The following is a 21982-nucleotide window of genomic DNA, read 5'->3' on the forward strand; positions in this document are numbered from 1 at the left end:
GGTTTTTATTTGAAACTGAATGGGGTCTATGGCAGTTTGCGAAATCAATGCGAAAAATCCAGGCGATGCCAAGGCCGTGGCTTTGCCGCGCGGGCTGATCATGTTGTTCGCAAGCGCCGCAGGCATCAGCGTTGCCAATGTGTACTACGCCCAGCCCTTGCTGGATGTGCTGGCGGCAGACTTCGGCATATCGACCGCCGCGATCGGCGCCGTGGTCGGTGCGACGCAGGCCGGCTCTATGCTGGCGCTACTGCTGCTGGTGCCGCTGGGAGATTTGCTGGAGCGGCGGCGGCTCATGCTGTTGCAAGGCATGGCATTGGCCGCTTGTCTGTTGCTGGTCACGATGAGTACGTCAACGCTGGCGCTGCTGGCCGGTATGCTGCTGTTGGGTTTGCTGGGCACGGCCATGACCCAGGGGCTGATTTCTTACGCCGCGACGCTGGCCGCCGCGCATCAGCGCGGCAGTGTGGTCGGCACGGTTCAGGGCGGGGTGGTGATCGGCCTGTTGCTGGCGCGCGTGGTGGCTGGTGTGCTGGCTGAGGTCGGCGGCTGGCGGCTGGTGTATCAGTGTTCTGCCATCGCCATGATGGCTTTGGCGGCGGCGCTGAGATACAGCTTGCCGCCGCCGCGCCAATCGGCGCCTGGGGAATTGCGTGGATGGCCTGCCTACGGCGTCTTGCTGGTGTCAATGGCCGCTTTGCTAAAGCACGAACGCGTCCTGCAGATTCGCGGAGTGCTGGCCTTGCTGATGTTTGCGGCGTTCAACGTATTCTGGAGCGCGCTGGTACTGCCGCTGAGCGCACCGCCTTATTCGCTGTCGCAGGCTGCGATCGGCGCCTTCGGCCTGGTGGGCGTAGCCGGCGTACTGGGGGCGGCGCGCGCCGGCCATTGGGATGATCGCGGGCTGGGCCAGCGCGCGACCGGCGCCGCGCTCATGTTGCTGTTGTTGTCGTGGCTGCCCTTGAGCTGGCTGCAGGCGGGCGCGCACTGGATGGCGCTGGTGCTCGGGATTCTGCTGCTGGATGTCGGCGGCCAGATCATTCACGTCAGCAATCAGAGCATGATCCTGCGCGACGGCCGTCATGCACAGAGCCGCATGATCGGCTGCTACATGATGTTCTACGCTGTCGGCAGCGGTCTCGGCGCGCTGGCCGCAACCAATATCTATGCATGGGCCGGATGGCATGGCGTATGCCTGCTGGGCGCGTTCATCAGTCTGCTGGCACTGATCTGGTGGGCGGCGACGCTCAAGCTGATGCCGGCGGCTACTCCCACTACTCCCGCTACTACTGCTACTCCCGCAGCTCCGCCACTTCCTCTAGCGCCTTGCGCTCGGCATTGACGCCGTAGCGCAAGGCGGCCACGCCGGCCAGCACGGCCAGCGCCGCGCCGACGGCGTAGCCGATGGCAACCGAATGGCGGTCGCCGCTGTCGATCAGCCAGCCGAACAGCACCGGCGCGATGAAGCCGCCGGTGCCGGTGCCGACTGCATAAAAAATCGAAATCGCCATGGCGCGCATCTGCAGCGGAAACACTTCGCTCGCCGTGAGATAAGCCGAGCTGGCGGCGGCCGAGGCCACGAAGAACGCCACGCTCCAGCACAGCGCCTGCGTCAATGCCGTCAGCAGGCCGGCGGTGAAGGCCCAGGCGGTGAGCGCCAGACCGATGCCGCTGAGGATGTAGGTCAGCGCGATCATGCGGCGCCGGCCCAGGCTGTCGAACAGATGGCCCAGCAGCAGCGGGCCCAGCACATTGCCCAGCGCGAACGGAAAGATATACAGCGCGACGCGATTGTCCTGCACGCCGTAAAAGCGCGTGAGCACCAGCGAGTAAGTGAAGAAGATGGCGTTGTAGACGAAGGCCTGCGCCACCATCATCAGCGTCACCAATGCACTGCGTGCGCGATATTGCTGCAGCAGTACCTTGAAAATCCGGCGCAGCGGCAGCGATCCTTGCACCGTGCCCTGGGCGCCGGCCGGCACCGGCCTCAGCGCGCCATGTTCAGCGCCAACTTGAGCTTCGATATCGGTCACGATCTGTTCCGCTTCGGCATGCCGGCCATGCATCAGCAGCCAGCGCGGGCTTTCCGGCACGTGGCGGCGCACCAGCACAATGGCGACTGCCAGCACCGCCCCCAGCAGAAAGCAGGCGCGCCAGCCCGTGGCCGGACCGAGCACGCGCGGATCCAGCAGCACCAGACTGAGCGCCGCGCCTAGCGCTGCGCCCAGCCAGAAGCTGGCATTGATCGCCAGATTCACGCGCCCGCGCACGCGCGCCGGGATCAACTCGTCGATGGCGGAATTGATGGCCGCATATTCGCCGCCTATACCGAGGCCGGTGATGAAGCGGCATACCGCGAGAAAGGCAAAGCTGGTGGAAAACGCCGTGGCCAGCGTCGCCAGCATGTACACCGCCAGCGTCAGCATGAACAGTTTCTTGCGGCCGAGACGATCGGTCATACGGCCGAACAGCAGCGCGCCTAACACGGCGCCGCCGATGTAGAGCGAGCCGGTCCAGCCGACCTGCGAGGCGTTCAGCGCCAGCGTATCGGGCCGCTCCAGAATGCTGCCGATCGAGCCGACCAGTGTCACCTCCAGACCATCCAGCACCCAGGCCGCGCCCAGCGCAATCACCACGCGCCAGTGCCAGCCCGACCACGGCAGGCGGTCGAGACGGGCGGGGATATTGCTGGCGATGCTACTCATGGCGGGTCTCCTGTCATCTTGTTCTCATCAGAAACCTGACAGGCGAGCAAGGGGCGGGGTTCCCGACGCGGTGACGCAGGCGCGGGGGCGCGGGTCTGATGCAGCGCGCCGATGTGCCCGCTCACCATGAAAAAAGCCGGCGCTGTGATAGCCGCCGGCTTTGCATGAGCGCGCCTTGTCTGGCCCGCTGCGTGTTTTCTGATGCTGCCTCGATACAAGGCTTTCAGTGCAACTCTTCCGCCTCAAAGCCGCCATCGCGCAAGGCCTGCAACACCAGCGCCAGATGTGCGCGGCCGCGGGTTTGCAGCACCAGTTCGATGTCGACGTTCTGCGCCGCCAGCAGGGTGAAGGCGCGCTGGTGATGCACTTCGTCGATGTTGGCGCCGGCTTCGGCGACGGTGGCGGTGATCTTGGCCAGCGTGCCGGGCACGTCGCGCGAACTGACGCGCACGCGCGCCAGACGGCCGGCGCGCACCATGCCGCGCTCGATGATGGCGGTCAGCAGCAGCGGGTCGATGTTGCCGCCCGACAGCACCAGGCCGACGCGCTTGCCGCGGAAGCGTTCCGGGTGGCGGATCAGCGCTGCCAGCCCGGCGGCGCCGGCGCCTTCAACCAGCGTCTTTTCGATTTCCAGCAGCATCAGCACGGCTTGTTCGATATCGCCTTCGTCCACCAGCAGCAGCTCGTCCACCAGTTCGCCGATGATGGCCTTGGTCAGTACGCCCGGCGTGCCGACCGCGATGCCTTCGGCGATGGTGCTGCTGCCCTGCGCATGGGTGGTGCCCTGAATCGCATTGACCATGGCCGGGAAGCGCCGCGTCTGTACGCCGACGAGCTCGATGTGCGGATTGCGCGCCCGCGCCGCCACCGCCATGCCGGCCAGCAGACCGCCGCCGCCGATGGCGACCACCAGCGTGTCCAGATCCGGCACCGCATCCAGCATTTCCAGCGCGACCGTGCCCTGGCCGGCGATGATGGCTTCATCGTCGTAGGGATGGACGAAGGTCAGGCCTTCCTTTTCTGCCAGTTCGTAGGCGTGGGCACGCGCGGCTTCCAGCGTGTCGCCATGCAGCACCACTTCTGCGCCGAAACCGCGCGTGCGTTCGATTTTCACCCCGGGGGTGAAGATCGGCATCACGATGCGCGCCTTCAGGCCCAGTCGTTGCGCATGGTAGGCCACGCCCTGAGCATGGTTGCCGGCCGACATCGCAATCACGCCGCGTACGCCCTTGTTGGCGAGATCGACCATCTTGTTGCAGGCGCCGCGCTCCTTGAAGGAGGAGGTGAATTGCAGATTTTCAAATTTGAGAAAGACCTGGGCGCCGACGATTTCCGAGAGCGTGCGCGATTCCACGCAGGGCGTTTCCAGTATCTGTCCTTGCAGCCGCAGGGCGGCGCGTTCGATGTCTTCTATATTTGTCATCCGGCGATTGTAGTGGGATTCAGGCAAGTTGTAGAGAGGGCGTGACCGAATTGATCTGCATGCACCGCCATCGGCGCCATCCGGCGGCAGCGCGCGATTCCTTGTCGTTACAGCAACATCGCAGCAACATCGGACACAGCTTGCCGGGTTGCGGGCCGCCCTGAAAAAATCTTTTGCAAGCGGAGTTGAACTCCTGTGCCTGAGCGACTAGATTGAAGATTCGTTCCGGCGCGCGGCCATCGCGCGCGGTGCGCCACAAGCCGTTCCGGCCATGTCCCGGAAGGCAGACCTTCATCGCGATTCATCCCGCAGTTGAGCAAGGCCCAGGCATTGATTGCATCACCATGCCGGTGGTGCCTGTCCATGCGTCAATCAACAGCACGTCATTCAAGGAGACTGTAATGACTATCGCAAGCAGCCATTCCGAAGCCCGGCCATCGCCGGTCTTTACTCCCCCGCCGCCGTCTGCCGAGAAACAATACTATGAGCGGTCAACGCCGCTGACGCTGAGTCTGATCGAGCTCAATCCGCAAGATGTGGTGGAAGGTCTGATGACCGAAAAAGGATTCGTGGCCGCCGAGGTCACTCCGGTCGGGCCCATGCGCGAGGCTTGCCCGCATTGCAGCGGGGTGGCCTTGCAACTGGTGCTGCGGCACCGTCACGTCAAACGCTCGCATCTGTTTTGCCGGGTCTGCACCCGCTGCTACGACGCCGTGACGGAAAACGGGCATTCGGTGCTGATGCTGTGAGCCCTTGCTTTCTGCTTTTCAACGCACAGCCGGACTCTGTTCCGGCTGTTTCATTTGCGCAGCGGCATCGGGCGCTTGTTCAATCCGGCGCGCAACCGCGTTGACCATCTCGCGCAGGTCGCTGCGCATCAGGGCGGGGCCGAACAGGCCCGGCACGTAAAAATCGGGCGCAATCAAGCCGCTGTAACTCAGCGTGATCTGATCTGGCCCGGTCTCGCTCAGTTGCCAGCGGGCATTGAATTTGCGCATATTGCCGTGCATCAGCGCCATGTCGATCTGACTTAACGGCGTTTCCTTCACGCGCAACACCAGCTCCAGTTTCTGTTTCAGAAACAGGAAGCGGGCGTAGCCGTGCTGCTCCACCACATGTTCGCCCGGTGTCGCCGTCATGCCGGTCTCCGCTTCCAACTCCCTGGACGAATCGAGATTGGGCACGAATTCGGCCAGCCGGCTGTAGTCGGTCAGCACCTGCCATGCGCGTTGCAGGCTGGCGTTGACGCCGACTTCGGCGCGTACATCGAATTGCGGATAACCGGCAGGCCGGCTCATGCTGACGCTCACCGTGGCCGGCTGCCGGTCGGGCTGGGGCGCGGATTGGGCCAGCGCCGCGCCCGGGCAGCACAGCAGCGCCACGGCAGACGTCAGCAGCATGTGAAGAACGGACGAGGATCGTGGAGACATGAAATCGAGGTGTCAGCGCCGGCAATGCCGCAATGGAATGTCAACAGATCAACAGCATAAGGCATCACGCGCCGCCGCAGATGAAGGAACGATTACCGGTCATCCTTTCTAACAGAATTTAACCCGGATGCAGGCATGCAGAAAGGAAGGCGCAATGGCGATTCGCCGCAAACAGGATTTCCCGGTGCATCAGGTGCGCCGCTATCTGGAACCCGGCCCCATCGTGCTGGTCTCTTCGGCCTGGAAGGGCGAGACCAATATCATGACCATGGGCTGGCATAGCGTAATGGAGTTTTCGCCTTCGCTGATCGGCTGCGTCATCGCCGGCGGCAATCACAGTTTCGAGCTGATCCGCAAGAGCAAGCAGTGCGTGATCAATCTGCCGACCGTGGAGATGCTCGACACCGTGGTCGACATCGGCAATTGCAGCGGCGCCGACACCGACAAGTTCGCGCGCTTCAGCCTGACGGCGCAGCCGGCAGAGCAGGTCGATGCGCCGCTGATCGGCGAATGCCACGCGAATTTCGAATGCCGTCTGGCCGACGGCAAGCTGATCGGCAAGTACAACTATTTCATCTTCGAGGTGGTGAAAGCGCATGTGGCGCGCTCCCCGAAACATCCGAAGACCGTGCATTACATGGGCGATGGTCAGTTCATGGTGGCCGGTGAGGTCATCAGCCGGCGTGCCCGCTTCCGGCCCGGCATGCTGTAGCGTCAGGCTAAAAAAATGCCGGCTGCGAATGCGCCGGCATGATGTGCATGAAGTTCAGAGAGACAGGACCGGCTGGCGATTCAGATGGGGCGAATGCGCCGCGCCGGATCTTGTCTTTGCTCCGCGAAGGCGGATGTAGATGCGGGTGGAAATCTGCCGCGATACTGTATTCAGGCCGCCTTCAGAAACTCCGGACCGAAATCCAGCAGCACGTCGCGCACCAGCGAGGCGGTGCTCTGGCAACCCAGCTTGTCCTTGATGCTGGCGCGATGCACGTCGACGGTCTTGACGCTGATGTTCAGGTCGCGCGCGATGACCTTGCTGGAAAGACCCAGAATCACTTTTTCCATGATCTCGCGTTCACGCGCGGTCAGCGTCTTGAGACGCATCTTGAGCTGCACGCGGCGCTCGCGCGCCTGCATGTTGCCGGCCACGTTCTTGAGCGTGACCTGGATGCGTTCCAGCATCTGCTGCGAGTTGTAGGGTTTCTCGAAGAAATCGACCGCGCCGTTCTGCAAGGCGCGCACCGACATCGGAATGTCGCCGTGGCCGGAGACGAAAATCACCGGGATGCCGGCGCCCAGTTCATTCAGACGTTCCTGCAGCTGGAAGCCGCTGACTTCCGGCATGCGCACGTCCAGAATCAGACAGGACAGGCTGTTGGCGTTATAGGCCTTGAGGAAGGCTTCCGGGCCTTCGAAACATTCGGTGCGGATATTGACCGAGCTGAGCAGCCAGGCCAGCGAGGTGCGCACGGCTTCGTCATCATCGACGATATAGACCACAGGGGTATTGGCTTCGAGCATCATCGTCATCCCGTCAGAGTTGCCGGCTGCCCGGCGTGGTTCGATCCTGGCCGGCGAGTCGTCACGGCGGGCACAGGTTGCACATACGTACATTGATCTTTAGCAAAAACCAGGCCTGCAACGTACCAGATAAATGCGCCTCGCGATATGCCTTGCGCGGCTTGCAATAATGTCGCTTGTGCAGCGCGGGATCATTACGTTTTCGCGTGTAATCAGGTGTGCAGAGATGCCAGCCCGGCATCTTTGGCAGCTTGCTGTGCAGTGCATCTAGGGGTTTTTACCTAGATGAATTATCTAATTCCCCCGCACAAGTGGCGCTCGCGCGAATTGTGAGGCGCCGACGATTGCCTTAATCTGGTGACACTCGCACCGCCATGCATCACCGACGTGCCATCTGCGCGCAGGCAATGCATGTTGATCAGGCAAGTGCCGGATGGAAACCGGCCGGCCGGATCTCGGCGATGCCGGTACCGCGCCCGTCCGGGAGCGCGGCAAAACATATCAGGAGCACACATGAGCGCCAGCGGCGTCACTAGCGTCAACACCCCAGCAGCCGACGGCACAGCTTCCAGAACCGGCGCTGCCGCGGGCAATCCGCTGAGTCAGGATCAGATCAATTTCCGCCATGCGATGGCGCATCTGCCGGCGGCGGTCAGCATCATCACCACCAACGGCGCCGGCGGCCGCTGCGGCATCACTGCCAGCGCGGTGTGCTCGGTGACCGATTCGCCGCCGACGATTCTGGTGTGCATCAATCGCGGCAGCGCCATGCATGAGGTGTTCAGGCAGAACGGGCATCTGTGCGTGAACGTGCTCAGCGATGAGCAGGAACAGCTGGCGATGCATTTTTCGGGCGCGACGAAGGTGGCGATGGAGGAACGCTTTTCCTGGAATATCTGGGAGGAGGATGGCGTGCTCCAGCAGCCGGTGCTGCGTGATGCGCTGGTGAAGTTGCAGGGGCGGATCAAGGAGTTCAAGGAAGTGGGTTCGCACTCGGTGATGTTTGTGGAGTTGTCGGATGTGCAGGTGTCGGAGGAGAAGGATAGTCTGATCTATTTCAATCGGCTGTTTCATAAGGTGAAGCGGATGGCGCTTTGATGCGTTTGCTTTCACTTGGATTTTTTTAAACGCTGGCTTTGGCTGGCGTTTTGTTTTTGTACTTGGGGTGATGTGAATGCTGGTTTTTCTTCGGACGACCTCAGTTGCCGGGGGTAGCCCGGCAGCTACTCACTTTCTTTGCTTCGCCAAAGAAAGTAAGCAAAGAAAGGCGACCCCTAAGTGCCAGCCCCTTCGGGGTTCCCGTCGTCACGCTGCAAAAAATGGGAAGGGAAACAAACTCGCTGCGCTCAGACAAGTTTCCCTTCTGATCCATTTTTTACAGCGTGCCGACGGCTGGCCCACAAGGGGGACTTCTTTTAACCGCCTCGCCTTTGGCATCGGGATGGGGCTCGCCTGCGGCTTTGCTTGGTTGTTCCTATTTGTGGTAGGAAGGGCGAAAAAAAACCGTTCGGGTTAAGCGAACGGTTTTTTTAATCTGCAAACAGATTTTTCAGATGCGATTTCTCTTCAGAGATCCAGCACCAGCATCCCCGATCTGGCCCGCGATACGCAGGTGCAGATCTGGTCGTTGGCGGCTTTTTCTTTTTTCGAGAGGCAGTTGTCGCGGTGGTCGGGCTGGCCTTCCAGCAGCGGGACGACGCAGGTGCCGCAGATGCCTTCGCGGCAGGAGGTGTCGATGCTGATGCCGGCCTCGGTGAGGACGTCGACGATGGTGATGCCGATCGGGATTTGCAGGACCTTGCCGGAGCTGGCGAGCTTGACTTCAAACGCGCCGTCGCCGTTGCCTTCAGCACCTGCTGCTGCGGCGGCAGGTTCCGGCGCCTTGAAGTGTTCCAGGTGGATCGCTTCTTCAGGACGGCTGCGGGCGGCGCAGGCGACCACTGCGTCCATGAACGGCGCCGGGCCGCAGGTGTAGACGTGGGCCTTGGCGTCGGCGGCGTCGAGGCAGGCTTGCAGATAGTGATCCATGTCGGCCGGTTGCACGCCGTAATGGAAACGCACATGGCCGGCGAACGGCGGTGCGTCCAGCAGGTCGGCGAAGGCGGCGTATTCGCGCGAACGCACGAAGTAATGCAGGGTGAATTTCTCGCCCCTGGCCATCAGGCGATAGCCCATGCTCATCAAGGGCGTGACGCCGATGCCGGCGCCGAACAGTACGTGTTCCTGTGCTGCGGCGTCGAGCGCGAACAGATTGCGCGGAGTGCTGATTTCCAGCTCGCTGCCGACTTTGACCGCATCATGCAGGGCCGAGGAACCGCCGCGCGATGCAGCTTCCTTCTTCACCGCGATGGTGTAGGCATGCAGGTCATCGAGCGGGCCGCACAGCGAGTATTGGCGCATGACGCCGGTCGGACCGGTGACGTCGATGTGGGCGCCCGGTTCGTATTGCGGCAGGGCGGCGCCGTCGGCGCTGATCAGGCGGAACGAGCGGATGTCGCCGGTTTCGTCGATGATTTTGTCTACGATGAGTTTCATGGTGGGGCAGTTTCTTTGAGTCGGGGCTGGCCGGGATGACGATGCTGAATCATTCCGGCCAGGACGGATTGCCTTACAAAAGGAATCCCAGTGCGTTGAGCGAATCCTCCGAATTGATCAGACGAACCACTTTCTGTTCCAGCTTCGGACCGTCCGCCGTGAAGCGGATGCGGTGCGTCAGGTTGGCCACGAACAGGGTGTGCGTCTGGCGCTTGTAGCCGACCAGGATCTGCGCCGAGTTGACTTCCACCAGCTCATTGCTCAGATGCACCGGTACGAAACGCGACACCGTGCGCACCGTGGCCGAAGCATCGGCGGCCGACATCGCAAAGCCCGAGGTCAGGCGTTCGATGCGCATCTTGCGCATGCGGGCATCGTCGTAGGCGTAGTTCAGTTGCGCTTCGAAGTCGGTGGCGTCCGGGTCGATCGGCACCACGTAGTAACCGTCGTCGGCCCACAGTGCCGACCAGCTGGCGTAGTCCTTCTTGTCGAGAATCTCGGCTTCCTTCCAGATGAAGGCGATCGCCTTGGCCAGCGGTTCGGAAAAGCCTTGCAGGCTGTCGTTGTTCGTCATCATTGCTCCATCATCTTTTTCCACATGGCATACGCTTCGCGCATGCCGGTTTCATCGGTCGAGTGCGATACCTTGTCGCCGTTGTCGTCCACCCATTCGCGGTTGAGGCCGCGGTTCACCAGCAGCGGCACGTTGCGGCCGGTGTAGGCGCCGGCCTGCACGCGTTCCCAGGCTTCCGCATCGTCCGGGCTGCCGAAGCCGAACGGACCCTGGAAGTGTTCGTGAATGCGCATGCGTTCGCGGTTGGCGATTTCGGGGCCGCCGTCCATGCCCAGCGCCACGTGGCGGATCTGGGTTTCGTTGACCGAGACCGGGTGCAGCACGCGGAAGAAGGACATCGACATCGAGACGTTGGGGAACAGATTCAGATTGAAGCCGGCGCCGTGCAGCGAACGCACGATGCGGCGCACCTGTTCCGGCGGCATGGTCTTGGACAGTTCTTCAGTGATGTGGCTGAAACGCTCCTGCAGCGGCTCGCTACCGTCGTCATGTTCCAGATCGACGTGTTCCGGCACCATCACCATCACGCTGTGGCCGTTGCCCAGCGAACGCGTGATCGACTGGTCGTCGGTCATGAAGGACAGCATCTCCGAAGTCTCGGCATCGACCGACGACAGGAAAGTTTTGTGCACCACCGGGAAGTGATAGCCGTCGGTGGTGTTTTCCAGCTGGATCTTCCAGTTGCCCTTGAACGAGAACTTGTGCTCGCCCTGGGTCTTGATCGGATAGCCGGCGCCCTGCTTCATGAACAGGTCGAGCCAGTGCTTGGCGTTGCCGAGGAAATCTTCCAGCGGCTCGATGTCCTGATTGAAGCTGGCGAAGATCATGCCGTTGTAGACGCCCACGCGCAGGCTTTGCAGCGGCAGGTCGGCCTTTTCGATCACGTCTTCATAGCCTTCCGGGTACGGCAGGCCGCGCAGCTTGCCGTCCAGGCCGTAAGACCAGCTGTGGTACGGGCAGGTGAAACCGGTGGCGTTGCCCTTGTGCTTTTCGCACACGGTGGCGCCGCGATGGCGGCAGCGGTTTTCCAGCACATTGATCTTGCCGGTCTTGTCGCGCACCACGATCACCGGCTGACGGCCGATCTGGGCAGTCTTGAAATCACCGGGATTGCGCAGTTCGCTTTCATGCGCGACCCAGATCCAGGTCTTGTAAAAAATCTTGTCCATCTCGACCTCGAAGATCTGAGGATCGGTGTACAGCGAAGGATCGACTACCGGACCCTGGACCAGGTCGGCGTAAGCGGAATCCGGCTTTCTGGGATGGAAGCGTAGCGGTGCGTTCATTGCGTTCTCCAAAGGGTGTTGCTGTTGGTTCGTGTCGGTTCGGTTCAATTCGGGTGCTGCAAACTGGCTGGTTCTGAGGTGGTGATCTTTCTTACTGCATGCCTTGCAAGCGCTGTTCCAGGTGGCGGCCCAGTGCGCAGATCTTTTCATCGTCGCCCTTGCGTCCTACCAGTTGCAGGCTGGCGCGCAAGCTGCTGCCGGCCAGCGGCACCGGAATGCTGAGCGCCGGATGGCCGCTCAGGTTGAAGGGGCGCACCAGCGAACTCAGCGCCAGCACCGAGACGCCCTTGCGAATGTCTTCCAGCGTCGGCGGCAACTGCGGCAGCGTCGGCAGCAGCAGCGCATCGGCGTCCTGCAGGGCGGCGTCGATATGGGCGACGATCATGGCGCGCACGCGTTCGGCTTCGGCAATGGCGTCCTGTGTGGTGGCGCCGGCGGCGCTCAGACGCTTTTCAATGTCGGCGCCCAGCTTGCCCTGGCCGGTCAGATGGCCGAAGGCGGCGAAGGTCTCGGAATTGATCAGCACCATGCCGGCCTGGAAGGCTTCCTGCATGCCGTCCAAAGTGATGCTTTCGCCTTGCCAGCCGCTGGCGTTGAAGGCGCTCTGAATGGCGGCGACGATGGCGGCGTCGCTCTCGGTGCGCACCAGCTTGACGCGGGCGGAGGCTTGCTCCGCAGTTGCTTGCTTGCGATCAAAGCCGGGCGCGATGGCAGCCATGGCTTCAATGATGAGGTCCATGTTGCGTGCGAACGGGCCGACGCAATCCAGCGTGGTGCGTTGCGGATACGCGCCGGCACGGCTGACGCGGCCGAAGCTGGGCTTGAAGCCGATCACGCCGCAGCAGGCGGCCGGCAGACGGATCGAACCGCCGGTGTCGCTGCCGATGGCCACATCCACCAAGCCGGCGCCGACCGCCGCAGCCGAGCCGCTGGAGGAGCCGCCCGGCATGCGCGCCGCGTCCTGCGGATTGACCGGCGTGCCGGTCCAGTCGTTGATGCCGGTCATGCCATAGGCCAGCTCGTGCATGTTGGCCTTGGCGGTGATCTGCCAGCCGGCATTGAGCAACTGGCGCACCACGTCGGCATGCGCCGAGGCCGGCGCCACATCGGCCAGCGCGGCGCTGCCGCCGCGCGTCTGCATGCCCTGGATGTCGATGCAATCCTTGATGGCCACGGTGGGGCCGCTGCCGCCCAGATTGAAACGGGCGACCAGCGCATTGTGGGTGCCGGGTACGGTGTTGGCGGACATGCTCATTCTTCTCCCTGAAGTACTGCTGATGTTGCGGTCTTGAACGGCGAATTGGCCGCCGCGTTTGCTGAATTGACTGCGCCGAACAGATTCGCCACCTGCTGATTCCACGGTACGCAGAACAGGCGCTCGGTGCGGAAATGGGAAATCTGCCAGACCTGATCCTGCTGCATGAAATTGATATTGAGGCGGGCCGCGATCAGCTCGCAGCTGTCGTCCTGATAAGTCGAGGCTTGCAGCATGGTCCACTCGCCGCGCGCGCGTGCACCGTCGACAGCGACCTGGTCGGAGCTCAGAAAGTGCGCATTCATCTTGAAGTGGGACGAGGCCGGTGCGAGATAGCCGCCAAGGAAGGCGGCGATGGCAGCGCGTCCGGAGCGGCGGCCGAAAGTCTGGCTGTACTGCGCTCCCACGCCTTCCCAGACGGCCTCTTCGGTGAACAGATCCGCCAGTTGCGGAAACGCCTGATCGCAGCAAGGCTGGTCGCACAGCTTCATGTAGCGCGCCAGCACGTTGCGCACGCCACGGTCGCCCTCGACGGCGGCCAGTCGGGCATCGAGGCCGGCCAGCTTGGCCAGCGATTGCTGAAGTTGCTCAGGTGTCATGCTGCATCCAGATAAATAAAGCGTTGCTGCTGGCTGGCCGTGAGGCTGGCGCCGGGTGCACGCGAGGGGTGAAGCGCCGGCCGGACTGATCCGATGCTTCGCAAACCTTGGCTGATTGAAGCAATTCTAGAATCGACCTTAAAATAGATCAAATTGATGTAAAATATTTTTCTCATAAACACCATTGATTTTGATCTGAAGGCTCACGGGGAAAGGCTGTCATGGCGACGTTCAACAATATGGATCTGAATCTGCTGCGGGTTTTTCAGGCCATCGCCGACGAACGCAGCCTGACCCTGGCCGGCAATCGTCTGCATTTGTCGCAGCCGGCGGTCAGTTACGCGCTGGGACGACTGCGCGTGATCTTTGACGACCCCCTGTTCATCCGCACCAAGGAGGGCATGCAGCCGACCCCGACCGCAGTCGAACTGGCCAAGCCCATCAGCCGCGCCTTGCAGGCGGTGCAGGACGCGTTGCGCTATACCGAACGTTTCGAGCCGGCCTCCAGCACCCGCGTGTTTCGCGCCTCCATGACCGACGTCGCCGAAATGGTGTTCCTGCCGCCGGTCTGCGAACAACTGAATGAGCTGGCGCCGTCCACCCGCCTGCATGTGGAGCAGGTGTCGCCCGCCCATATCGAAGAAGCGCTGCGCACCGGCCAGCTCGATTTCGCCATCGGCAATCTGCCGGCGCTCAAGCCGCTGACCCATTACGAACTGCTGTTCCGTGAAACCTATGTGTGCATGACGCGCCGCCGCGAAGGTCTGCCCGAGCGCCGCCATCTGGAGCTGGAAGAGTTTCTCTCCATGTCGCACGTGCTGGTGCAGTCGGCCGAAAGCAGCCACCACCAGGTCGAGAATTCGTTTCGTACGCTCGGCATTCATAGAAAGATCGGTCTCGACATTCCTCATTTCTCGGTGCTGCCGCGCATCCTCGCGCGCTCCGATCTGGCGGCCACCCTGCCGCTGCGTATCGCCAAGCTGTTCCAGAGCGAAGGCCACGGCGAGTTTGCGGTCTACCAGTTGCCGGTCGACATCCCATCGGTGGATGTCACCCTGCACTGGCACGAAGACTTCGACAAGGACGCCGGCAACGCCTGGCTGCGGCAACTGATCATCGATCTGCTGCAGCAATACGGCCGCGATTCATGAGCTTCTGAGTTCGCGACTTCCTGATTCCCTGATTCCCTGATTTTCGTGTTCTGTCCTTATTTCCGCGCCGGCTGCTGCCGGCGTTTTTACTGCGCGCGCCGGATGAATGTATCCCGTCGCTGAACGCAGAAGGCCCGTCTTGCGACGGGCCGACTTTGCTGACGCCTTCAGCTGCAAAACATGATGCGTCACTACTCACTGCGCTTGCGAGACTGCCAACTGCAAGTTGATGCCTGCCGGATGTCGGTCATGCAAGCATCGATCCATCCGCCCGGCTCGGCATTTCTGCGATGGGGCGGATGGGGTATTGCCCTCAAGACTCAGGATGCCCGTATCAGAAGCGGTGACGCATGCCCAGACGGAATGCAGTCTGGTTGCCGGTGGCCGACTGAATGCCGCCGCCGAATACCGGATACGCGTTGTAACCCTTGTCGCGGTCATACACGATGCCGGTGTACAGGTCGGTGCGCTTGGAGATCTTGTAGTCCAGCATGGCGATCAGGGCCGAAGCATTGCCCACGCCCTGATTGCGTTTCTGGAACTGATAGGCGCCGCTCACATCCCACAACGGCGTCAGTGCATACACGGTGCCCAGTTCATAGGTGGTGACCTTGGCGCTGGTTGCAGTGCTCTTGACCTGAGTGATATTGCCGAACGGCTTCCACGCGCCCAGCTGATAGGTCGCGCCCGCGCCGTACATGCGGGTGGCATCGGTGCCGGCGGTGTTCTTGATGTCGGTGTAGCCGAGGCCGCCGCTGAACGGGCCGTTGTCGTAACCGGCGTAGGCGCTGACGGTGCGGCCGGAGTTGTTGTTGCCTGCCACCTCACCCATGCCGTACATGAAGCCGAAGTTGAAGCCGCCGATCTTGTTGCTGGTGTACTTGATCGAATTGTTGGTGCGGTCGCCTGCATAGATGTGGTCGTTCAGCGCAGCGCCGTGCGCTGCATCCGCGTGCAGACCCCAGGCGAAGGAGCCGGCCGGCGACAGTGCGCCCATGGCGTACTGGCCGCCGATATTGGCCATGAAGTCGTATTGGCGACCCATGCTGACGCTACCCCAGGATTTGCTGCTCAGACCGACGAAGGATTGACGGCCGAAAATCAGGCCGCCCTGGCCCAGACTGCCGTCATCGGCGCCGAAACCGGTTTCCAGTGTGAAGAATGCCGACAGACCGCCGCCCAGATCCTCAGTACCCTTGAAGCCGATACGGCTGCCCTGCGCGATGCCGCTGTCCATGCGCAGCAGAGAAGCACTGCCGCCGCCGGTCTTGGGCGCATTCGAGTAATAGGTGAGACCGAGGTCGATAATGCCGTAGATCGTGACCGAATCAGCAGCGTGCGCCATCCCGGCTGTTCCAAAGCCTGCCGCGAGCATCGCGGCGGCTAGCAGTTTTTTCTTCATCTGAACTAACTCCCTGTAGTGTTGCGTGTTGAGTTTGCGTACACAGCGTGTGCACAACATGCCTGGACATAACACGCCGCCTGTTCTCTGATCCCCGGGACCACAACGACGTGATGCAGGGCAGATGGTAAGAAGGCAAGCAGGGATAGATCAAATTGATGCGATCAATAAAAAGCATCAACAGAGCTGATTTTCATTCGAAGGACAAATGGGGATATAGTCGCAGGTTTTCTCGCCGGAGCGCGCCGTCGAAATCGGTGCAATACGCGAGCCCGCTGCGGATTTTGTGCATGCTTTGGCACCACGCATGTGCGCTGCATCACCAATCCGGCGCGCCTCGCCGGGCTCTAGGGGTTTTCTTTATTTGTCGTTTTTCACCAACGGCAACGCGAAGCAAAAGCTGGTACCGCGCGGTTCCGCGGGCTGCGCCCAGATATCGCCGCGGTGGCGCGCAATGATATTTTTGCACAGCGCCAGGCCGATGCCGTTGCCGCTCACCTTGGATGAAAAGAAGCCGTCGAACAGACGCTCGCGATGACCGGCATCGATGCCGCCGCCGTTATCCGTCACCCGCAATACTGCGGTCTCTCCCACCCGTTCGCTGCTCACGCGGATGACGCGTTCCTCCTGCGGGAAGCTGCTCATTTCTTCAATCGCATTGAAGGCCAGGTTGAGTATCACCTGGCCGATCAACACCTTTTCACAGCTCACCATCAGCGCCGATTCGTGCGGACGCATCTGCACCTTGACCAGTGAATCGGCCGCCTTCAGTTCGATAAAGTAACGCACCTCGTTCATGGTTTCATTGAGGTCGATCAAGGTCTCGGTCTGCTCCAGCTTGACCACATATTCGCGCACGCTCTTGATGATGGCGGCGGCGTGATCGACCTGACGTCCTGCATTCTGCAGACCCCAGATCACGCCTTCGCGCTCGATCTGTTCGCTGTTCAGACGCAGGATGGAGCCTTCCAGAAAATTGCGGATGGCGGCCAGCGGCTGGCTCAGTTCGTGCGCAATCGCGGTCGCCATTTCGCCCATCGCGTTATGCCGCGCCAGATATTCGAGCGCGGCCTGATTGCGGCGCCGCGCATCTTCCGCTTCCACCTGGTCGGTGATGTCGTGGAAGTGCAGCAGATGGCCCTTGAGGTCGTTTTCGATTTCGATGTAACGACAGGTGGCGTCATGCCAGCGCTGGACGCCGTTCTTCAGCGTGATCTGATAGCGCACCGGAAACGAGATCGCATCCGGCAGCGCCAGCGACAGCAACTCCAGCAGTTCTTCGCGCGAACTCGGTTCGCACATGTCGGTGAAGCTCTTGGGCGGCTGCTGGCCGGGGCGCACGCCCAGCAATTTGCGGCCGGCGTCGCTGACGTATTCGATGCTGCCGTCGCCGCGCAGCACGGCCACGCCTTCGTCGGAGTCCTGCATGAATTCCTTGAGGCGGCCTTCCAGTTTTTTCATCTCGCGCTTGATCTTCTCTTCGCGCGCGATGTCGCGGAACTGCACCATGATCACGTCGTGATGCGCCAGTTTGACCAGCGTCGCCGTGGCTTCCGACAGAATCTCGTCGCCATTCTTGGCGCGATAGCACCACTCGACCACATTGCTTCCGTGCAGCACTGCTTCATGCAGCCATTTGCGGCCGATCTCGCGCCGGTATTCGTGCGAGCGGCGGCTCATGTCGGGCGCCTTGAGCGGCAGCAGTTCTTCCAGCGTGAAGCCGAGTGCATTGCAGGCCGCCGGGTTGGCCCAGAGTATCGATTTGGTTTCGGCGTCGTGCAGGATGATGCAGATGGCGAGCGAGTCCATCATGCGCTGGTAGTCGCTTAGTTCGAAGCGGGCGATGGGGTCGGGTGGGTTTGTTTCCGGGGACATGGTTTTGCTGGTGTGTGGCTTCTGGCTGATGTGGCTTGATTATAGGCCCGGGTTTGTTGCCGGATTTTTTCGCTTCGTGCCCGCCTGATTCCTTCTGGTCTTGTCGATGCAGGTTTTCTTCGGGCGAGCTCCGTTGCCATCGGCTGCCGAATCGGCTTCGGCATCGATATATTGTCGGCGGGTCGTACTGATGAGCAAGCCGGATGCCTTAAATCCGAGCGTCTCCAATCCGCAACTAGGGGATTTCTTTAGCTGCCCCCACCGCATCCCCTAAAAAATCCCCAACCGTCCCGATTGAACCGGACATGGCGCCTCCCTACACTCAATTCCAGATTGGCAATCGTGTGTTTTGCCACCGCATGCAGCACCGCAACGAATCTGGGAGAACGAGATGTCTGTAATGGAAGCGCCGACCGCATTGGCTGCGGCAACAGGGGAGGATTTGATGACGCAGTTGTTTAGCGAGATCCGCGAACGCCGCGAGGAGTTTGGTCGTTTGCGTCATGTGCCCAAGGAGTTCATCTCCAGGCTCAAGAAGCTGGGTGTGTATCGCGCCGCGACGCCGGCGTGCTTCGGCGGGTCGGGGCTGGCGCCTTCGGCTTTCCTGCAGTTGATCGAGAAGATTTCCGAGGCCGATGGTTCGGTCGGCTGGGTGGCAAGCTTCGGTTCGGCGTCGGTTTATCTGGCGGCGCTGCCGAAAGAAACGCAGGCCAAGCTGTATGCCGATTCGCCGGATCTGGTGTTTGCCGGCGGGCTGTTTCCGATTCAGCCGGCGACGCAGGTCGAGGGCGGCTGGTCCGTCAACGGTACCTGGAAATTCGCCAGCGGTTGCAAGGGCGCCGACATGCTGGGCGTGGGCATCGGCGCTGCCGTGCCGGGCCAGCAAGGCTCCAAGCCGCGCACTGCGGTGCTGCCGCCCAGCCAGGTCGAGATCGTCGATAACTGGGATGTGATGGGCCTGACCGGCACCGGCAGCCATGATCTGCGCGTGAATCAGCAATTCGTTGCCGATGAGTGGACTTTCATTCGCGGCGGTGTGCCGACCATCGATGAGCCGCTGTATCGCTATCCGACCATCGCCTATGCCGCGCAAGTGCTGGGCGTGGTGAATCTGGGCATCGCGCGCGCTGCGATCGATGAAATCAACACCATGTCGGGCGGCCGCGTGGCGATCACCGGTGCACCCAAGCTGGCCGATCGCTCCTATGTGCGCATCGAAGTCGCCAAGGCTGAAGCAAGGCTGCGTTCGGCGCGCGGTTTTCTGTACGACACCACCGATGATGTGTGGCAAACCATCCTGGCCGGCGATCCGGTCACCACCGAGCAGGTCGCGCTGTTGCGCCTGACGGCGGTGGAGGTGGCGCGCGTCGGTAATGAAATCACGCAAAGCATGTTCGGGCTGGCCGGCACTACCGCGATTTACTCCAGCCATCCGCTGCAGCGCTATCTGCGCGATGCCGCCGTGGTCAAGCAGCACGCCTTCCTCGGCGAAGGCATCTACGACGGCGCCGGCGCAGTGGCGCTGGGTGTGCCGCCGATGCCGGGCTTCATCTGACAGAAATGTCTGCAGCGCAGATAATGTCGCGGCGCAGAGAGCAAGAAAATATTCATCAGCAACAACCAAACAACCGGAGAAACACATGACACAAATCGTCGATAAAGAACCCCTGCGCGTCCTGTTCTGCGTGGGCGTGACGCAAAACTTCTTTGACCTGCCGGCCACCGATACCGGTCCGGTCTGGCAGGCTTACGGCGAAATGATGACGGCCCTGAACAAGATGCCCGGCGTGAAGATCATCGGCACCATGGACGACGACCGCACCATGGTCGGCAGCTCGGCGACCTGGCCCTGGACCTTCTACATCATGGCCGACGTCGACGATCTGGATACCGTGATCGCCGGCTGCAATCTGTTCCGCACCACCATGGTCGGTCCGGATCGCCTGTGGAAGTACGGCAAGATCGAAGCCCGCATCGGCCGTGCGCTGATCATTCAGGGCTGATCGCGACCGGGAAGTCGGGATCATTGCTGCACGCGTTTGTTTGAATTACCGGGAACACAGATGGACAAAAAGATTGCATTGGTCAGCGGCGCCGCCCGCGGACTGGGAGAAAAGATCGCACGCAAGCTGCACGCCGCCGGCTACAAGGTGGCGCTCAGCGACGTCGATCTGGAAACGGTCTCGGCGGTTGCCGCCAGCCTCGACGCCAGCGGCGAAACCGCCATGGCGCTGACGCTGGATGTGCGCCGCAAGCAGGACTTCATTGCCGCCTGCGACGCCGTCGAACTGCGTTGGGGCGGGGTCAGCGTGCTGGTCAACAATGCCGGTCAATCGCGTGTTGCCGCGCTGATGGATATCACGCCGGAAGAGTTCGACGATGTGGTGGCGATCAACCTCAAAGGCACGTTTCTTGCGTGCCAGGTATTCGGCAAACGTTTCGCCGAACGCGGCTACGGACGCATCGTCAACATCGCCTCGCTGGCGGGCCAGACCGGCGGCACCGCCACCGGCGCGCACTATGCCGCTTCCAAGGGCGGCGTGCTGACGCTCACCAAGGTCTTCGCGCGTGAACTGGCGCCGGCCGGCGTCACCGTCAACGCCATTTCGCCGGGCCCGCTGGATCTGCCCATCGTGCATGAACTGGTGCCGGCCGACAAACTGGCGGCCACGATTCAGACCATTCCGGTACGTTCGCTGGGCGATGCGGATTTCATCGCCGACGCGGTGCTGTTGCTGGCATCCCCGGATGCCGGTTCGGCCACCGGCGCCTGCCTCGATATCAACGGCGGTCTGTTCATGCGCTGATGCTGCAGCGATGATGCGCGGGAGCAGATTGCAGCTTGATTTGTGATCGCGCAGCGGCGCCGGGGGATCGGCGCCAGGTGTTTCTGAATGCGTGGCGGCGTCGGGGAAAACGTTTGCCACAGGCTGTACTGCTTATCCGCAATCTCATTCACTCACTCAGGGAGAAAACCAATATGTTGCTCAAACGCTTGATCGCCGCCTCGCTCACGCTGGCCGCAGTTACCTCCGTTGGCTCGGCCTGTGCCCAGGTCAAGATCGGCGTCCTGACCTCTTCGACAGGTCCGGTTTCGCTGGTTGGCATCCCCCAAAAGAATACCGTTCCGCTGCTGCCGACCAGTGTCGGCGACCTGAAGATCGAATACATCTCGCTCGACGACGCCAGCGATCCGACCAAGTCGGTAACCGAAGTCAAGAAACTGATTTCCGAATACAACGTCGACGCCATCATCGGCCCCAGCGGTTCGCCGAATGCCATGGGCGTGATCTCCTTCGTGGCCGAAGCCGGCGTGCCGATGCTGGCGCCGGTCGGCACCGCTGCCGTGGTGCAGCCGATGACCGAGCCCAAGAAGTGGGTCTTCAAGACCACCCAGAACGATGACCTGATCGCCAAGGCGCTGGTCGATCATATGGTCAAGGCCAAGGTCAAGACGGTCGGCTTCATCACCATCAACGATCCGTTCGGCGAAAACTGGGCCAAGGTCTTCACCGAGCTGGCGGCCAAGCACAACATCAAGATCGTCGCCAACGAGCGCTATCAGCGCACCGACACCTCGGTGACGGCGCAGACCCTGAAGATCATGGCGGCCAATCCCGATGCCGTGCTGGTGGCTGCGCCGGGCGGTCCGACCGTGCTGCCGCAGACCACGCTGTACGACCAGGGTTACAAGGGCCAGATGTATCAGACCCACGGTGCTGCACTGCCGGCCTTCCTGTCGCTGGGCAAGAAGAAGGTCGACGGCACCATTCTGGCCGCCAGCCTGATGCTGGTGCTGCCTGAAATCGCCGACAGCAATCCGGCCAAGAAGGTCGCGCAGAAGTACATCGACGACTACACCAAGCTGTACGGCGGCGCACCTGCCACCTTCGGCGCCAACGTGTATGACGCCGGTCTGCTGCTGCAACGCGCCATCCCGACTGCGGCCAAGAAGGCCAAGCCAGGCACCAAGGAATTCCGCGCCGCCCTGCGTGATGCGCTGGAAAACACCAAGGAACTGGTCGGTACGCAAGGCGTGTACAACATGACCCCGGCCGATCACAGCGGCTTCGACGAACGCGGTCGTGAGCTGATCCAGGTCAAGGACGGCAAGTGGACGCTCCTGAAGTAAGAGGTAATTGACGAGCGGTGCGCGAAGCCGGTTTGCATACCCTTCGCGCACTGGTTCGGAACGCGCCGATGCGCATTGCAGGCACCGAGGAATTCGA

Annotated in this window: 20 protein-coding genes; 9 read left to right on the forward strand and 11 right to left on the reverse strand. The window is 61.8% G+C overall.

Annotated elements, in window-relative coordinates; translation table 11 throughout:
* Positions 1–28: 28 nt before the first annotated feature.
* Positions 29–1342, forward strand: a complete 1314-nt coding sequence (locus PQR62_RS21600) for an MFS transporter (RefSeq protein ID WP_408160129.1) — start codon at positions 29–31, stop codon at positions 1340–1342.
* On the opposite strand, the gene PQR62_RS21605 is transcribed toward PQR62_RS21600, so the two are convergent.
* Both PQR62_RS21605 and PQR62_RS21610 read right to left on the reverse strand, forming a co-directional pair.
* Entirely contained in the window at positions 1293–2705 is a 1413-nt protein-coding gene (locus tag PQR62_RS21605; RefSeq protein ID WP_408160099.1) for an MFS transporter, read from the reverse strand. The genes PQR62_RS21600 and PQR62_RS21605 overlap by 50 nt on opposite strands.
* A 223-nt stretch (positions 2706–2928) precedes the next feature.
* Positions 2929–4128, reverse strand: coding sequence for a threonine ammonia-lyase (locus PQR62_RS21610; RefSeq protein WP_408160100.1), 1200 nt, complete (start codon positions 4126–4128; stop codon positions 2929–2931).
* 401 nt (positions 4129–4529) lie between these two features.
* Here PQR62_RS21610 and PQR62_RS21615 point away from each other — a divergent pair, with 401 nt between their 5' ends.
* Entirely contained in the window at positions 4530–4877 is a 348-nt protein-coding gene (locus PQR62_RS21615) for a hypothetical protein (RefSeq protein WP_408160101.1), read from the forward strand.
* Between the two features lie 18 nt (positions 4878–4895).
* On the opposite strand, the gene PQR62_RS21620 is transcribed toward PQR62_RS21615, so the two are convergent.
* Positions 4896–5528, reverse strand: a complete 633-nt coding sequence (locus PQR62_RS21620; protein WP_408160102.1) for an SRPBCC family protein — start codon at positions 5526–5528, stop codon at positions 4896–4898.
* Between the two features lie 184 nt (positions 5529–5712).
* Here PQR62_RS21620 and PQR62_RS21625 point away from each other — a divergent pair, with 184 nt between their 5' ends.
* Positions 5713–6270: a flavin reductase family protein gene (locus PQR62_RS21625; RefSeq protein ID WP_408160103.1), complete on the forward strand. Its 558-nt coding sequence runs from the start codon at positions 5713–5715 to the stop codon at positions 6268–6270.
* Between the two features lie 170 nt (positions 6271–6440).
* On the opposite strand, the gene PQR62_RS21630 is transcribed toward PQR62_RS21625, so the two are convergent.
* Positions 6441–7076, reverse strand: a complete 636-nt coding sequence (locus PQR62_RS21630; RefSeq protein WP_408160130.1) for a response regulator transcription factor — start codon at positions 7074–7076, stop codon at positions 6441–6443.
* 513 nt (positions 7077–7589) lie between these two features.
* Here PQR62_RS21630 and hpaC point away from each other — a divergent pair.
* On the forward strand, positions 7590–8174 hold the full coding sequence (gene hpaC / locus PQR62_RS21635) for a 4-hydroxyphenylacetate 3-monooxygenase, reductase component (protein ID WP_408160104.1): 585 nt from the start codon (positions 7590–7592) through the stop codon (positions 8172–8174).
* 468 nt (positions 8175–8642) lie between these two features.
* On the opposite strand, the gene PQR62_RS21640 is transcribed toward hpaC, so the two are convergent.
* The 5 genes from PQR62_RS21640 to PQR62_RS21660 all read right to left on the reverse strand — a co-directional run bounded on the left by PQR62_RS21640 (position 8643) and on the right by PQR62_RS21660 (position 13325).
* On the reverse strand, positions 8643–9611 hold the full coding sequence (locus tag PQR62_RS21640) for a PDR/VanB family oxidoreductase (RefSeq protein WP_408160105.1): 969 nt from the start codon (positions 9609–9611) through the stop codon (positions 8643–8645).
* A gap of 73 nt (positions 9612–9684) precedes the next feature.
* Positions 9685–10185, reverse strand: a complete 501-nt coding sequence (locus PQR62_RS21645) for an aromatic-ring-hydroxylating dioxygenase subunit beta (protein WP_408160131.1) — start codon at positions 10183–10185, stop codon at positions 9685–9687.
* The gene (locus PQR62_RS21650) at positions 10185–11471 is read right to left on the reverse strand and encodes an aromatic ring-hydroxylating oxygenase subunit alpha (protein WP_408160106.1); all 1287 of its coding nucleotides are present in this window, start codon (positions 11469–11471) and stop codon (positions 10185–10187) included. The genes PQR62_RS21645 and PQR62_RS21650 overlap by 1 nt, the downstream gene beginning before the upstream one ends.
* Positions 11472–11562: 91 nt before the next feature.
* A complete protein-coding gene (locus PQR62_RS21655; RefSeq protein WP_408160107.1) occupies positions 11563–12720 on the reverse strand; it encodes an amidase in 1158 nt (385 codons plus the stop codon).
* A 2-nt stretch (positions 12721–12722) separates the two neighbouring features.
* The gene (locus tag PQR62_RS21660; RefSeq protein ID WP_408160108.1) at positions 12723–13325 is read right to left on the reverse strand and encodes a nuclear transport factor 2 family protein; all 603 of its coding nucleotides are present in this window, start codon (positions 13323–13325) and stop codon (positions 12723–12725) included.
* 221 nt (positions 13326–13546) lie between these two features.
* Here PQR62_RS21660 and PQR62_RS21665 point away from each other — a divergent pair, with 221 nt between their 5' ends.
* Positions 13547–14476, forward strand: coding sequence for a LysR family transcriptional regulator (locus PQR62_RS21665; protein ID WP_408160109.1), 930 nt, complete (start codon positions 13547–13549; stop codon positions 14474–14476).
* A 334-nt stretch (positions 14477–14810) separates the two neighbouring features.
* Here the strand turns inward: PQR62_RS21665 and PQR62_RS21670 are convergent, their stop codons facing one another.
* Both PQR62_RS21670 and PQR62_RS21675 read right to left on the reverse strand, forming a co-directional pair.
* A complete protein-coding gene (locus PQR62_RS21670; protein WP_408160110.1) occupies positions 14811–15878 on the reverse strand; it encodes a porin in 1068 nt (355 codons plus the stop codon).
* 360 nt (positions 15879–16238) lie between these two features.
* A complete protein-coding gene (locus tag PQR62_RS21675; protein WP_408160111.1) occupies positions 16239–17753 on the reverse strand; it encodes a PAS domain-containing sensor histidine kinase in 1515 nt (504 codons plus the stop codon).
* A gap of 391 nt (positions 17754–18144) precedes the next feature.
* Between PQR62_RS21675 and PQR62_RS21680 the strand changes: the two genes are divergently transcribed.
* The 4 genes from PQR62_RS21680 to PQR62_RS21695 all read left to right on the forward strand — a co-directional run bounded on the left by PQR62_RS21680 (position 18145) and on the right by PQR62_RS21695 (position 21885).
* Positions 18145–19308, forward strand: coding sequence for an acyl-CoA dehydrogenase family protein (locus PQR62_RS21680; RefSeq protein WP_408160112.1), 1164 nt, complete (start codon positions 18145–18147; stop codon positions 19306–19308).
* 85 nt (positions 19309–19393) lie between these two features.
* Positions 19394–19756 carry a hypothetical protein gene (locus tag PQR62_RS21685; RefSeq protein WP_408160113.1) on the forward strand — a complete coding sequence of 121 codons (363 nt, stop codon included), beginning with the start codon at positions 19394–19396 and terminating at the stop codon, positions 19754–19756.
* A gap of 60 nt (positions 19757–19816) precedes the next feature.
* The gene (locus tag PQR62_RS21690) at positions 19817–20560 is read left to right on the forward strand and encodes an SDR family NAD(P)-dependent oxidoreductase (RefSeq protein WP_408160114.1); all 744 of its coding nucleotides are present in this window, start codon (positions 19817–19819) and stop codon (positions 20558–20560) included.
* A 173-nt stretch (positions 20561–20733) separates the two neighbouring features.
* Complete coding sequence (locus PQR62_RS21695) at positions 20734–21885, forward strand: ABC transporter substrate-binding protein (RefSeq protein ID WP_408160115.1); 1152 nt, start codon at positions 20734–20736, stop codon at positions 21883–21885.
* Positions 21886–21982 lie beyond the last annotated feature (97 nt).

The sequence above is a fragment of the Herbaspirillum lusitanum genome (assembly GCF_046025995.1).
GTDB classification, from domain to species: domain Bacteria; phylum Pseudomonadota; class Gammaproteobacteria; order Burkholderiales; family Burkholderiaceae_D; genus Herbaspirillum; species Herbaspirillum lusitanum_A.